The 16013-nt window shown below is 37.2% G+C and carries 10 protein-coding genes; 8 read left to right on the forward strand and 2 right to left on the reverse strand.

The features are described from left to right. Positions 1-13 precede the first annotated feature (13 nt). From J7E57_RS23340 to J7E57_RS23370, 7 genes are all read left to right on the forward strand, one after another. Positions 14-1780 carry a LamG domain-containing protein gene (locus J7E57_RS23340; RefSeq protein ID WP_215125634.1) on the forward strand — a complete coding sequence of 589 codons (1767 nt, stop codon included), beginning with the start codon at positions 14-16 and terminating at the stop codon, positions 1778-1780. A gap of 15 nt (positions 1781-1795) precedes the next feature. Beyond that, positions 1796-3721 (forward strand): M60 family metallopeptidase, encoded by a 1926-nt coding sequence (locus J7E57_RS23345; protein WP_215125633.1) that lies wholly within the window; start codon positions 1796-1798, stop codon positions 3719-3721. Between the two features lie 18 nt (positions 3722-3739). Then, entirely contained in the window at positions 3740-5437 is a 1698-nt protein-coding gene (locus J7E57_RS23350; protein ID WP_215125632.1) for an alkaline phosphatase family protein, read from the forward strand. A 188-nt stretch (positions 5438-5625) separates the two neighbouring features. Further along, positions 5626-6090, forward strand: a complete 465-nt coding sequence (locus tag J7E57_RS23355; protein ID WP_215125631.1) for a hypothetical protein — start codon at positions 5626-5628, stop codon at positions 6088-6090. A 55-nt stretch (positions 6091-6145) separates the two neighbouring features. Then, positions 6146-6568, forward strand: a complete 423-nt coding sequence (locus J7E57_RS23360; protein ID WP_215125630.1) for a hypothetical protein — start codon at positions 6146-6148, stop codon at positions 6566-6568. A gap of 9 nt (positions 6569-6577) precedes the next feature. Further along, positions 6578-7465, forward strand: a complete 888-nt coding sequence (locus J7E57_RS23365; protein WP_215125629.1) for a hypothetical protein — start codon at positions 6578-6580, stop codon at positions 7463-7465. Further along, positions 7462-8697, forward strand: coding sequence for a glycosyltransferase family 4 protein (locus tag J7E57_RS23370; RefSeq protein WP_215125628.1), 1236 nt, complete (start codon positions 7462-7464; stop codon positions 8695-8697). The genes J7E57_RS23365 and J7E57_RS23370 overlap by 4 nt, the downstream gene beginning before the upstream one ends. Positions 8698-8700: 3 nt before the next feature. Here J7E57_RS23370 and J7E57_RS23375 read toward each other — a convergent pair whose 3' ends face one another. Beyond that, on the reverse strand, positions 8701-10020 hold the full coding sequence (locus J7E57_RS23375) for an HlyD family secretion protein (RefSeq protein ID WP_215125627.1): 1320 nt from the start codon (positions 10018-10020) through the stop codon (positions 8701-8703). Positions 10021-10039: 19 nt separating this feature from the next. Beyond that, positions 10040-12283, reverse strand: coding sequence for a peptidase domain-containing ABC transporter (locus tag J7E57_RS23380; RefSeq protein ID WP_215125626.1), 2244 nt, complete (start codon positions 12281-12283; stop codon positions 10040-10042). Positions 12284-12808: 525 nt separating this feature from the next. Between J7E57_RS23380 and J7E57_RS23385 the strand changes: the two genes are divergently transcribed. Further along, a complete protein-coding gene (locus J7E57_RS23385) occupies positions 12809-15973 on the forward strand; it encodes a glycoside hydrolase family 2 TIM barrel-domain containing protein (RefSeq protein ID WP_215125625.1) in 3165 nt (1054 codons plus the stop codon). Positions 15974-16013: the final 40 nt, after the last annotated feature.

Consider the following 16013-nt stretch of genomic DNA (forward strand, 5'->3'; position numbering starts at 1 on the left):
TAATTATATAGATATGAAAAGAAATATAATATCAGTTTTTAACATAAAAACTATGGGTGCTGCGCTCGTTTTGGGTTTTGTTTTACTTCATTCGGCCTGCAACAAAAATTTTGATAGTGTACTGCCTACCTCATTCAAAAATGATACACTTGGTTTAGGTACCAATGCTAAAAAAGTATTGTACATTATATTAGATGGCGTTAAAGGTTCGGTGGTTAGCACTTTAGCTCCGACTAATCTTACTCAAATTACTAATAATGCAATTTATTCTTATGATGGTGTAGCCGATTACCAGAGAAATGCAATAACCAATGCCGCATCCTGGACTACTATGCTTACCGGAGTAGATTATACCAAACATAATGTTACCACAGAAGCTTTTACAGGTTTAAATCTGCAAACTGCCCCGACATTATTTACTGGAATTAAATCAACTATACCAACCGCAAGAACAGTTTCTTTCGGATCAACAGCAGCATTTAATGATAACCTGGCAGCTGATGCCAGTGTTAAACAAACCCTGTCTGATGATGCAGGTGTTAAAACTGCTGTTATTACGGAGTTAACAACCAGCAACCCATCATTACTGGTGGCACAATTTCATAGCGCCGAAACGGCTGGTGCCGCTAATGGATATACTGCCACAACAGCAGCATATGCCACTGCCATTAATACTTTAGATGGTTATGTAGGAGAGATCTTAGCTGCATTACGCACCAGGAAAACCTATGCTAGCGAAAATTGGTTAGTGGTAATCGCGTCCAACAAAGGTGGCGGCCCTACTTCAGGTGGTAATGCAGGGTCAAATATCTATGCTGATGATTCCCGTAATACTTTCGTGGCTTTTTACAACCCTAAATTTAAACCAAATGCAGTAACTAAACCTGATGTAAGTAACCTGCCGTATGCCGGAATTGGGCCAAAGGTTAATGCAACCAATGGTGCGGTACAAAGTGATCCTAATTTCTTAAATTTAGGTACAAATACCGAGGCAACCATCCGCTTTAACATCCGTTGGGATGGAAGTGCCGGGAATTCAGGTTACTGTGCAATCCTCCAAAAAAGAGGCCTGACTAGTGGAATAACCGGAGGAATGCCAGGCTGGGCCTTTATAAAAGACGATGGTGGTATCATTAGTTTTAATGCGAGTTTCACCGGGACTACTTCTAACTACCAGGCAAAAGGGCCGACATCTCAAAAATTAGATGATGGAAAGTGGCACTCTGTTGCGGTAAGGTTTTTTAATAATGGTACTACTCATACAGCCAGTATGTTTGTTGATGGTATAGCTGCGCAAACGGCTAATTTAGCCCTAGCCGTAAGTGGAGTCAATGGAAATTTAAATACCACAGCACCACTGCAGTTTGGAAAATATACAAATGTGGATTGTTTTATTACCGAATTTGCGGTTTATAATATAGCCATTCCGAATGCCGATATTATAGCGGCAAGTAAAAAAACACCTTTAACTCCCATAACAGATCCATATTACAATAATTTAATAGCCTATTTTAAAGGTGACGAAGGTGTTGGAAGTGTAATAAATGATGTGACTGGAAAAGCGCCTAAAATGAATTTAGTAGGAACGCCTAACTGGACGAGTTTTGCTGATATCTCCCCAAATCTATCTCCGGCAATATCTGAAGCTGCTTTTAAAGCTGTGCCTAACGGTGTTGATATTCCGGTATTAATCTACAATTGGATGAATATTGCTGTACCGGCCCAATGGAGTTTAATGGGTAAATTTTATAACCCTTCAGTTACTTTTCCAACAAACTAATTAAATACTAGAAATATGAAACTTAATCATTTCACTATATCATGTGCTGTTACGTTGTTGTTAGGGGTAACAGCCTGTAAAAAATACGGTTACAACATTCCGGATGGTTACCCAGACGATTCTCAGAATGTTGCTGCAGGCAATATTGACACCAATATGAAGGTGATCGATAAGTCGATGTATGCAAAAGCAAGGGTATTCCCGGGCTTGGTCGACCAATCGGAGCCCCGTGTACAAAATGCCAAGTTTACCTTAGATTTAAATTTTACAGATCAAACAGCCGATAATCTGCGTATTTCGATAGCGCCAGAGCCACAGTACAGTACAGGTTACTACGCTGCACCAGGCGAATTGGTTAAAATAGAGGTTCCGACAGGGATTGAAGGTTTAACTGTTCAGGTTGGAGGGCATACCGATAATCTCGCAGGGAAATCTCCATTATTAAGAGATCCGGTAGTTTATATGCGTCAGCAATTGTATGCTGGTGCTAATTATGTACGTAATCTGTATGGTGGTACCATTTATATCCGCGCGGGTAGGGCTTATCCTAACCCTGTAGAATTTACCATTACAAACGCTTGTGTTTCTCCCGATTTTATTCTGGGTCAAACTGTAGATGCAGACTGGGTAAATAAAGTAAAAGCTTCGCAGGTACCTTGGTTAGAGTTGCGTAGCAAAAGGGTAATTTTTCTGGTTCCGAGAGATAAAATTGTAGCTACCTTTTCATCATCTGAGCCTTATACCAACCCAACAGTAGCTTTCGGCAAATGGAACGATGTATTCGATCTGGATTACAATGCCTGGATGGGTTTATCAGATAATGCGGCAGATGTAAAAGATAGAAGCCCGCAGGGGCCGTGGAGAGGGGTATTAGATATTCAGTTATCAGCAGGTTATGGTCACAGTGGTTTCCCTTTTGTGGGTTTAAATGACAGTGAGTGGTTTAAAGGTTTTACAAGTCTAACAAACATTACAACCAGTAATGGAATGTGGGGGAGCTATCACGAATTCGGTCACAATTGTCAGCAAGGTAAAGTATGGAGCTGGAGTACGTTAGGCGAAACAACCAACAACCTCTTCAGTTTTAAAGTGGCTAATAGGATAGGAGCTAATTATAATATTCTTCATCCATCAGTGTCAAGCGGTTTTCCGCAAGCTATTGCTTATGCCTCTGGTGCCGGCGTTAAAAATTTCGATACTGATGTGGCAATGAACGATCCCTTTAAAAGAATGACTCCTTTTGTTCAGATTTTTGAAAAATATGGTTACGGTGCCATGACTTATTTGTATTCAGAAGCCAGACATGCACCACGCTTAAATACCAGTGATATCACCATGCATAATTTTGTTTACGAGAAATTATCTGATTATACGCAAATAGATTTAGGGCCATTTTTTGATGCCTGGGGTATTTTAACCAGTCCAACTGTAAGAGATAAAGTTGCTGCAAAATATCCGCAATTAAATACACAAATATGGACTTATAACCCGCTTAATAAAACAGGAGGTACGGCTGCTATAGTACCGGTAATCGTTTCGGTAAGCTCAAACCAATCAAATGAAGGCGCTCCGGCAAATATGTTAGATGGTAACAATACAACTTATTGGCACTCACAGTATTCGCCTGCGCCAACAGCAGCACAAACTTATCCTTTTACAATTGTGATGAGCCAAGGTAACAGAGCGTCGGCAAAAGGTATGTACTTCTTCCCAAGAAATTCTACGGCTCAACGTCCGAAAGATATAGAGGTTTTTGTGAGCAATGATAACGTAACTTATACCAGCGTAGGTACCACTCAAATACCAAATGCATTTGCCAGATACGACTTCTTATTCCCGGCAGGAGCGGTTAATGCTCAGTATTTTAGGGTAATTCTTAAGAATAGCTGGACAGCCAACAATACGTTAGCATCATTATCAGAAATAGGTGTAATTAAATAAACAGTAAGCGCTAAGAAAATGAGAACAAACAATAAAACTTCAATATTCATAGCCGGTACCTTCGCCTTGTTGGCGGGTGTTTTAGGCTGTAAAAAATACGATAACCCTCCACCTGTGTATGAAGAGTTAAAACCATTGAACGATGTTCAGCGTAAAGTAATCGTAATTAGTATTGATGGCGTTACCGGGGGCGAGCTAAGAACAATTGCTGCACCTAACCTTGCCGAATTGCAGAAAACAGGCAAATATACTTTCGAAATACAAAAAAGTGGTATCGGTAACGACGCCTCTTCTTGGGTAACCATGGCTACCGGAGTAAGTTTTGCCAAGCATTCTATCGGTACTGATAATTTTGAAAGAATACAGGACCCGAACGGCGATGACCATGCCGAAATTAAATCGTACAGAAATGTGCTCGATTATATTACCCAATATAAAGCCACTAAAACAGCGGTAATAACGCCCTGGAGTAATTTACGTTACTACTTAAGAAATGCCGATTTTTCACCTGTAGTGAGTACCGATGTTGCCGTAAAAGACAGTACTATAAACGTGTTGAATAAACAGGGTAATGTGGGCGCTGTAATGGTTAACTTCAGAGATGTTGAAGTAGCCGGCGCCAGCGGTGGTTTCGTGGCAACAAACGACAATTATAAAAATGCCATCTTAAAAGCCGATGAGTATGTTGGTAATATTCTTACCGCATTAAAAGCAAGAAAGAATTATGCAAAAGAAGATTGGCTGGTAATTGTAACCACCAACCACGGTGGTAGTAATACAAACCCACAATCAGGCTTTTTAATCGCCTCAAATAAAAACTTTAAACAAGAGGAGATTAAGAAACGTGGCTTTAATACACCCTTGTTTAACAGTACCAGTATTGGGGCTGTGGTGAATAATGATAACGGATTATACGACTCCGGATCAACCAAAGATTTTACAGTACAGATGCAGGCCAAATTTAATACCGAAAATTACTATGTGGGCTTTTTATCAAAAAGCACCCTCATTAGCGGTACTACTCAAACCGGTTGGATGTGGTTTCAAACTGATTCGAAGAAGTGGAATGTATCTTTTGGCGGTACAAATAACGGTTCAGGCACTGATAGGAAAGAAGTTAATGGCGGGGGTATCGTTTTCGATGGAGGCTGGCATACCTTAACCATGACGGTAAAATATGTAAATACCACCACCAGAACGGCTACTTTGTACACCGATGGAGTACTAAACACAAGTCTAAATATCAGTGCTCATAAAAGTTTATCAACTTCAGAAAAGTTAACCCTGGGTTACAAACAGTTTTCGGGTGGTACTGGTTTAAATTTTCTGGGTGCAGAATTGGCATATTTCAATACTGCACTTGATGCTGCAACGGTTCAGGCAAACGTGGCCTTAAAAGATATTACCAAACATCCAAATTATGCCAATTTAATTGGTTATTGGCAAAATAACGAAGGTACAGATGCCTATATTGCTAATAAGGCACCGGGTGGTTATGATATGTCGCTTTCAGGTCCATTTACCTGGAAAGCCATGGGAACAGATGTACCACCATCAGTTACACCTGATGCAAATGCCACGGGTAAATCAATAGCGCTTACACCAGCAACTGTTAGTGCAAATATGTTGTACTGGATGAACATTAAAATCTTATCTGATTTTGGTATTGATGGTAATCCTTTCTTAAATCAGTATGAAATAGAATTCTTAAAATAGTAGTTAATTTTTTAGTGAAACCCTTGCCTCCGGAGGAGGCAAAGGGGTTTTTTGTTTATTCTTATTAAATACCGACATCAAATAAGCTTTAATGAACCACGCTTTTTGATTGATTGCCAATATATCGTCGCAAAATAATTAGCCTATAAGGAAGTAACTATAATTAATTAACACTTAAAATTTAAACTATGAAAATTAAAACATTAAAAGAAGTAGAAAGCAATTTTGAAACTTTGACCCGTACAGAGAAGGCAGCTATGCTTGGTGGAACAGGAATTTACAGTCCGACAGACCCTACACAGTATTTAGGAGATATGGATTTTACAAATGCTGGTTATATAACCTATTTTTATGATGATGATTATTGGAATTCAGGGGGCTATGTGGTTGCTTATGAGCCAGGAATAGATGGTGGTGGCTTTACAAGCGGCTACGGAGATTGGAACAATAACAGATTCCAGATTATGTTCGTTACTGAAGATTACAAGGCATATTATGTAGATAACCTTACCGGAGGATATTTTTTAGATACAAATAATGAAGCATTTGCCCATACTTATGATATGCCTTCAGAAGATCCCAATTTGCCTGTAATACACGAATATTATGACCAGTTTACAGGCGGCTATGTTCGTTTTTATTCAATTTACTAGTGTTTTTAAATAAATTTTATAAATCAATAAAATAATTAACCTAAATCTGTAAACTATGAAAATTAAAACATTAAACGACTTAAAAAATAACTTTGAAACATTAACTCAAAATGAGCAACTGTCAGTTGCAGGAGGAATAGGGATATACAATCCTTCGAATCTATCAGAATATCTTGGAGATTTCACAATAGGAGGATACATAACATCCTTTTACGACGGTGATGTTCATACGAAAGGCGCGTATGTGGGCATAAATGGCTCAACTCCAGAATTTGTAGGTGATTACGATGATAATACGCCCGAGAGATTATATTTTCAGGGAGTTACTGAAGATCGAAAGGCAGTTTATTATGACTATGTGACCTCAGGCTATATAATAGATCAGTTCAATCAATCTTTTGCTGCTCTTCCTTTTGATGCAACGATGTACGCAGATCAGTTTTCTGGTGGTTACGTATTTTATACATCCGCTTATTAATTAGCCTTCATGCAAAATAAGTCAATTTTAGATGCTTTAAACAAAACTGTTTTAACAGATAATAATTATTCATTAACGCATAAAGGTTTAGATTTACGAAAACACGTTAAATCCATCTTTTATATTTTTAGATATGCTGAAAGTAATCAGGATGAATATTATAATCATTTAGGTTTTGCCCTGGTAGAGGAGTTAATAACATATTGTGGCGGTCTAAAAAAAAACTTACCCATTACTATTTACCCAATGATTGGACTTTATTTATTAAAGTTCAATCATTGGGGTTTTATGAATCTGTCGCTAGATAAATTACTGGCAGAAATAGATCATCATTGTATTAAGCTGGTTACTGCACCACAAACAAGATTTAGCCTGGTTTTAATAGCGATGCTCTATATGGAGCAAAGAAATCTTCAACAAACATTACCAAAAGAACTTTATAACCGTTTAAAAATAGCTTTTTCAAAGAGGGCTACGCTAAACTTAGACAAAGATGAAAATATAAGCAACGTTATTTTTTGTCTTCATTTATTAATAGCCTTTGATAAGAACTATGTAAAGACCTATAATTTTTTCTTTCAGGAATTTAAAAAGCAACTGGCCTTAAATGTTATTCCGTTTAATAGTGATTTAGCATTCGTGTTAAACGCAATAGGCGAAACTGAATGCCTGGGCGGAATACATGATAAAATTACACCTAAGGATTTTTTGGAAGAGATATCAATGAAAAACCTTAAAAAAGAAAGCTTGCCAAAGTTGGAAAAGACCCTACTGGAGCAAAATTTAAAGGGGGTAACTTATTACCAGAAAATAGACCTAGGCATAGAAATGTTATTTGCACTCAAAAGAGATTTTAAAGAGCAATATGATTATTACAAATTGCTCAATTACCTATGAAAAAAATTTTCTTATTCGAAACCCCGTCCGACGCCGTTGGGCACGGTATTGGTACCTATGCCAATCAACTGATAGAAGCACTCGCTGAAAAAGAAAGTTTTTTCAAATTATATTTTGTGAAAATTGTATTCAATGAAACTGATGACTTCTCGATAAAGCCAATAAATGCAAATGCGGATGAAATAAAGATTTCTTTTAATGATAAGCTTGTTAAGCCAAACGTTGAAGTTCCCATTAAGCCTATTTTAGCGAGAAAAATTTTCTGTTTGTTGGGGGAATTTTTTAACGATCCGGCTGATGTTGTTTTTCACTTAAATTTTGTTTTGCAGTACGAGCTGGGAAAGTTAGCCAAGGAATATGATTTTAAATTAATTTACACCAATCATGTTTCGCTATGGCGGGTTTTTTATGAAAATGATTATGAAAAGTTCTTAAAAGAATGGAGCAGTGCAGCGCCTAAGGACGATAAGGAGAAGATGCGGGTAACCTCTATCCAGTTCGAAAAAAAAATGTATCAAATAGCCGATCATGTAATTTGTTTAAATGAGGATAGTAAATCTTTTATGAAAAAACACTACAGTGAAAATGCTATTGAAAAAACTTCAGTAATTGCAAATGGTTTGAATTTGAAAAATCCTGTTAAGAAGCTTAACACCGCAGCCCAAAAGAGAAAAATGGGATTTGATGAAGATGATTTCATCTTTCTGTTTGCTGGCAGAATGAATAAACAAAAGGGACTCGATCTATTAGTTAAGACATTTGGTAAACTTTTGAAAAATATTCCAAATGCTAAGTTGCTAATTGTTGGGGCAGGAGATTTTGGGGTATATACCAAAATGTGCGCTGATTTTTGTGCCAGGGTGGTGTTTGCCGGCTATGTGGATAAATCGAAAATCAATAATTACTATACAATTGCCAATGTGGGCCTGGTACCTTCCTTTACCGAACAGAGCAGTTATGTGGTATTGGAAATGCTTTCTAATCAACTTCCAATAATAGTTTCAGATATCCCGGCATTCGAAAAACCTTTTGAGGATAAAATAAATGTGATTAAAGCAGAAACAGATACTTTAGGAAGAGTTAACGAAAAAAATCTTGCCGCTCAAATGTTAAGTCTTTACAAAAACCCCGAATTGAGAAATAGACTGAGCAAAAACGGTAGGACTTTATTTGAAGGGCATTTTACAGCTAAACATATGGCAGAAAAAACCATTCAACTTTACCTAAGTTAATTTTTATTTAGTCACTACGTATTTGAGGTTATCAAATAATCTTTGAATCAATTTCCGGTCATTGGTTATAATCTCAGCACTGCCCTTAGCTTCGGCTTTAAAGTCGAGCCTTTTCCCATAATTGGTTTTAAGGCCATCATCAAACTTAACTAAAGCCAGGTAGGTTTCCACATCTCCTTTTTCTGTTTTTTCCGTGTTGCTGGTTAGCGAAATAGAGGTAACATGACCTTTTATACTTCCATACTCCATGTAAGGATAATTATCCAGTTTCACGATTACCTCCTGGCCAATCTTAACCTTTCCTGATCCATTTGCAGGTAAAACAACCTGGCCAAGAGGCTCTTCATCATTAGGTATAATGGTAAATACTTGTTCGCCACTTTGTAAAAATTGATTTTCGTTGTAAAATTTTAAAAACTGTACTTTCCCTCCAAAGGGCGCCCTAAAGACATAACGTTGTTCCCAGCTTTTAATATTATCAACAAGATCGTTATAAGCAGAAATAAGTTTAATATTCAATTCACTGTTCTTTTCAGGCTTTTGAATGTCGAGCTCTTGTATTTTTCCTTCAGTTTGCCGGCTACCTTGTTTGGTTTGCACCAGGTTATTAATAGCACCCTGTAATGCATCCTTGTTAGCGAGGTAACTCATCTCCGTTTTATCAAGCTCCGATTCACTGATTACCTTGTTTTTAAAAAGTGTAGAGTCTCTTTGATAAAACTTATGGGCATAGGTTAATGATTTTTTAGCCATGTCGACTCTGTTTTTGGCACTCTCCATGGCTTTTTCCTGTTCTACCAATAAATCTGCCAAATTTTGCCCTTGTTTATCAAATAGTTTATCATATTTATAATTGGTGTATTCTTGCAGGCTGTTTACAAAAGCATAATATTTGCTGTTTAACTCACCTAATGATAGAGTACTTGGTAACCGGTTTTTAAGGATAAGAATAGACTCTTTTGAAGGATTAAAGCCCTTAAGCATGCTATCTACATAGAAAACAATAGCTGGATTTGTGGGGTTTTCTATATACGCAATAATTTGCCCTTCTTTAACCACATCCATTGATTTAATTCCATTGAGTTTTAATTTGCCACTGCCATTTGCAACTAACTTAATAGGCGAAACATTTGAATTGACCACAATTTGCCCGGGCACAACATCCGGATAGCGTACAAGCCATCCAAATACAAAAAGTAATATAAAAATAAAGCCTACAATTACACTTACCCATAAACCAAACTTAGTGGGCATTCTTTCTATAATATGTTGTACCTGCTCTGTACGCTGTTTATGGTGATAGATTTCAGAATCCTTGTGCATTTTGTTAGTATAAGATATGTTAATTTAAAGGTTCTACCGTTTCAGCAATCTCTATTTGCGATTGCACCAATTGGAAATATTTCCCCTTTTGGGTCATTAATGATTGATGATTACCCATTTCTACAATAGTTCCTCCTTGCATTACCACAATCTGATCGGCTTTACGTATCGTACTCAAACGGTGTGCAATAACGATAACTGTTTTCTCTTTAAAAACCTGGTCCAGGGCATCAACAATTTTCTTCTCGTTTAGCGTATCTAAACTATTGGTTGCTTCATCGAAAAATAAATAATCGGGATTTTTGTATAAGGCTCTTGCAATTAAAACCCGCTGCTTTTGACCTCCGCTTAAGCCTCGCCCTTGTTCACCCATCATGGTTTGATAACCCAAAGGCAAGGCCTCAATTTCAGATGCAATATTTGCCGTATCCAAGGCCTTTTTAAGTCTTTCGTAATCTATTTTTTCATCATCTAGCACTACATTATTTAAAATTGTATCGTTAAAAATTTTTCCATCCTGCATTACCGCTCCACATTTATCCCGCCATTGTTTAAGACTAATATTATTGACATTCATGTTGCCAATTTTAATATCACCATAACTGGGTTTGTATAAGCGCAGCAACAATTTCAATAAGGTCGATTTTCCACTTCCACTATCTCCAACAATAGCCGTTACTTTACCTTCTGGTATAATCAGTCGTACGCCTCTTAATACAGGATTAGAGGTGGGCGTGTATTGAAAGCCCAGATTATTAATAACCAGGCTTTTGTCTTGTGGCAGGTCAATTGGGTTTGTCCCAACATTTTCTGTTTCATCTTCAAGCTGATGGATTTCATTTAAACGCAAAAATGAAATTTGGGCAAACTGAAAGGAAATAATGAATTGAATAAACTGTACCACAGGTGCATTTAACATCCCGATGATGAACTGTGTAGAAATCATTACCCCAAATGTCATTTCGCCACTAATTACTGCTTTAGCACAGAAAAAAGTAATAAACAGATTTTTTAAATTATCTATAAACTGAGCACCTAAATTTTGGGTGTTGGTAACGCTTAAAACCCTTAAATTAACCTGATATAACCTCGCCTGGATATCTTCCCATTTCCATCTCTTCGGTTTTTCGTAATTATTGATTTTGATATCCTGTATACTCGCAATAGTCTCCACCCAATAACTTTGATTTTTACTAACCAGTTCAAAATACTCCCAGTCTAACTTTTTTCTTAGCTTTAAAAAGGCCATAACCCAGGCAATATATATGATGCTACCGATCAGGAAGATCCAAAAAATGACCGTATTATAAATGAGCATAATCACCCCAAATACAATGAACGTAAGGGTAGAAAAAACCATGTTCAGTGAGTTGTTCATAATAAAACTCCTGATACGTTCGTGGTCCTGGGCCCTTTGCAAAATATCACCAGTCATTTTGTTCTCAAAAAACGTAATGGGCAACACCATTAATTTGATTAGGTAATCAGAAATCAACGCTATATTTACCCTTGAGGTAACGTGAAGCAGAATCCAGTCTCTTGCCATATTACTCAGCAGTATGCTTAAATAAATAGCAATGTTTGCAATAAGAACTACATTGATAAAGTTGAGGTCGTGTGTTTGTATCCCTACATCTATTACCGCCTTACTGATGAATGGTAAAAAGCCTTGTAGTATGGTTACCAGTAACATTACCACGAACAGATTGATAAAGCTTTTTTTGTAGGGTCTGAAATAATTTAAGAAATTATAAAAAGTCTTGCGTCGATCTATTTTTTCATTAGCCTGCCTTTCGTAGAAATCTGCCTGAGGCTCGATAGCCATTAAAACGAGTTTTTCCTGCTCTTCAGCATAGCCTTTTTTTATGGTTTTTGAATCGAATTCGTCGGATTTGTAGCTTACATAACCTCTTGCTGGGTCGGCAACATAAATAGTGCCCTGACTTAAATCTAAACCTTTCTTTGCCTTCGTTTTATAAACAATAACAAAATGGCTGTTATCCCAATGAACAATGGCTGGTAAAGGAATTTTATGCAGCAGGTCTTCAACAGTACATTTTATGGAAAGGGTACGAAGTCCGATGGCCTCACCGGCATGACTTAGGTCTAAAAAAGATACCCCTTCTTTAGTAATACCACATTTATCCCGCATATATTGCAAAGAATAAAATTTACCGTAGTATTTGGCAATCATTTTCAAACATGCAGGACCACAGTCCATCATGTCCATTTGTCTGTCCAGCGGAAATCTTGAGATTGGCATTAATTTGGTTCTATAATTTTGGTTTAGCTTACTAACATAATCAAAAAAGACATTAAAGCTTCTTTATATCTTAGCGCAAACGTTTGTGTATTTTAACTACAGAGCAGGCATTTTTGCTTCTAAATTTCATAACCCTAAGTTATTTAAGTCGTTTTCGTCTTAAATGGTCAATCCAGCGATTCTGGTTAGTATTAGTCTGCTGAAACTGATTTCAGTCTATAATAATCTCTGTTTATCTTTTATGTTGCGATGGATATTTTATTCTTCATTAAGCATAACAAAAGGATCTTTTAAGGCTAAATAATTGAGATTTACTCTTATTATATCATAATAAGCATTATTTATGCTTTTGTTCATGCTAATCGTAAGTAAGTTTTGAAGTTTTATCGAAAAAAGAGTAAGTGTAAACTGAAATTTTGTAAACAGTAACATATTTAAAACTCAAACGTTTGCGCTAAAACATTTTCATCATTATCAGTTAATCATCAGTAATTTGGATCAACAAACCAAAATTATACACACAAAATGAAGAGAAAATTAACCATTTTATTTACATCATTATTTATTGCCGGGCAAATCAGCGCGCAAGATCTGCCCTCCGAACTGCAAACCCCCGAAGTGGTTTCAGTAAACCGCTTGCCTATGCGGGTATCAGCTTTTGCTTTCGAAAATCAAGATTTAGCAACTAAAAGAGCTAAAGAAAAATCAGCATATTTTTTATCATTAAATGGTGCCTGGAAGTTTAACTGGGTAAAAGACCCACGTAAAAGACCTGCAGATTTTTATAAAGTAGATTTTGATGATAAGGGCTGGGATAATTTTAAAGTACCTGCCAACTGGGAAACCAATGGTTATGGTACTCCAATTTATGTAAACCAACCATACGAATTTGCAGGCAGGCAATTAACGGGAGCCAAAATGAACCCTCCTTTCGATATTCCTGCTGATAATAATCCGGTAGGTTCGTACCGGAAGAAAATCAATATCCCTGCAAATTGGGACGGTAGGCAGGTGTTTATCAGTTTAGGTGCCGTTAAATCGGCCTTTTATATCTGGGTAAACGGTAAAAAAGTTGGTTATAGTGAAGATAGCAAACTGGCTGCAGAGTTCGATATTACCAAATATGTTAAACCTGGTGAAAATACCATTGCACTGCAGGTTTACAGGTGGAGCGATGGCAGTTATTTAGAATGCCAGGATATGTGGCGCATTTCGGGGATAGAACGCGAAGTTTATCTTTATTCGACTCCAAAATTAGATATCCGCGATTTTAAAGTTATTGGAAATTTGGACGCCACTTATACCAACGGATTGCTAAATGTAGATTTAGCGGTAGAAAATTATAAAATCGATCAGCGCACTAACCATAGCCGTCCCGATAGTTTTTTTGTAGCACTGGATCTGGTTGATGCTAAGGGAAATAACGTTTGGAAAGATGCGACCACAATCCAAAAGGTGCTGGGCAATTATAAAACCGATCTTTCTTTTAAAACACAGATCAGTAATGTGAAAAACTGGTCGGCAGAGATTCCCTATTTATATACGCTTTACATCACTTTAAAAGATAAAAACAATAAAATAATAGAGGTAATTCCACAACGTGTGGGTTTCCGTTCAGTAGAAATTAAAGGCAGTGATCTACTCGTTAATGGTAAACGTGTGTTTTTAAAAGGAGTAAACAGGCACGAACATAATGCTACACAAGGCCATACTTTAACTCATGCCGATATGGAAAAAGATATGGAAATGATGAAAAAACTGAATGTAAATGCAGTTCGTCATTCTCATTATCCGCCCGATCCTTATTGGATGGAACTTTGTGATGAATATGGTTTATATGTAATTGATGAAGCCAATATCGAATCGCATGGCCGCTATTATAGTTTAGAAACCTCATTTGCCAACGATAAACAATGGCGTATTCCACATCTCGAACGCATTACCAGAATGTACGAAAGAGATAAAAACCATGCTTCGGTAATTACCTGGTCGTTAGGTAATGAAGCTGGTAATGGTGTTAATTTTTACGAAGCTTACCAATGGCTTAAAGGCAAAGATTTCCGTCCTGTACAGTACGAAAGAGCCGAGAGCGACTTCAATACAGATATGATTGTTCCGCAATATCCTTCACCAAATTATCTGCCGCGCTATTCCAAACAGGATAAAGAAACGCGTCCGTTTATTATGAGCGAGTATGCTCATATTATGGGTAACAGTTTGGGTAATTTTAAAGAATATTGGGATGCCATAGAAAACAACCCTAAACTACAGGGCGGTTTTGTTTGGGAGTGGATAGACCAGGCAATTGATACCGTTAAAAATGGTAAACGCATTATGGCTTATGGCGGCGATTTCCCGCTAAGTGGACCAGTTGATGAAAACTTTAGCGATAACGATTTCTGCGTAAAGGGTGTGGTTACCGCCTACCGTGGTATGACGCCAATGGCAGTAGAATTGAAAAAAGTGCACCAATATATCAAAACTACCTTTAACGGTACCAACCAGATTAATGTAAACAACAGCTATTTCTTTAAAGATATCAGCAATGTGCAGTTAAATTGGGAATTGGTAGAAGATGGAAAAGTGATTCAAACTGGTGTGGTAAGTAACCTGAATGTTGGTGCACGTCAAACGCAAATGTTAAGCTTGCCATTTAAAACCAATTATACCACGGGTAAAGAATATTTCTTAAACGTTCGCTATCGCTTAAAAACTGCTGAACCATTTTTAGAAAAAGGTTATGAGATTGCGTATGAGCAGATTGCATTGGCTGGAGCACCAAAACCCAATGTTTATAACAGCAACAAGAAATCTTTAAAGATTGAGCAAACTACAGAAAAAGCAGTGGTTAAAGGAAGTGATTTTACCATCACTTTCGATTTAACTAAGGGAATGTTAACAAGTTATGTTTCTAAAGGACAAGAATTATTGGCTTCAGGCTTACAACCAGGATTTTACCGTGCACCAACCGACAACGATATCGGTGCAGGCTTAAATACGAAATTACGTATGTGGCGTAATGTGTATCAGGATAACAGTGCAGGCAATATTAAATCAACTGTAAATTCAACCGCTGATGGCTTTACCCTAACCATTAAATCGTCTCTACTTAAAGGTGATGCAGAAAACATACAAGAATTTAATGTATCTGCTGATGGCACTGTAAAAGTAAATAATCAATTTAAAGCTGTAACAGGCAACTACAAAAGTTTAATGCGTATCGGTAACGATCTGCAGCTTAAAAATGATTACAGCAATATCCAGTGGTATGGCCGTGGTCCGGGCGAAAATTATGTAGATAGAAAAACGGCTTCCTTAATTGGTACTTATAAATCAACGGTTGCAGATCAGTATTTCCCTTATGCACGTCCACAGGAAAGTGGTAATAAAACCGATGTACGTTGGGTAACTTTTACCAATAAAGCAGGTAAGGGCTTACGTTTCGAATTTGCCGATCAGTTATTGAGTTTTAATGCATTGCCATATTCGGTAGAAGATTTAGATCCAGAGGCAGAGAAAAAACAATATCACTCCGGCGAACTGGTAAAACGCAACCAGATTTATGTGCACATGGATATGCAGCAATTGGGTGTTCAAGGGATTGATAGCTGGGGTTCTATGCCATTAATTCAATACCAGATCCCATTTAAAGATTACCAGTACAGCTATTATATCAAGCCAATTAAATAATATAGGCGGTTCGTCATTCCCACTCCGATAGCTATCGGAG

This window comes from Pedobacter sp. ISL-64 (assembly GCF_018613605.1).
Lineage (GTDB): Bacteria > Bacteroidota > Bacteroidia > Sphingobacteriales > Sphingobacteriaceae > Pedobacter.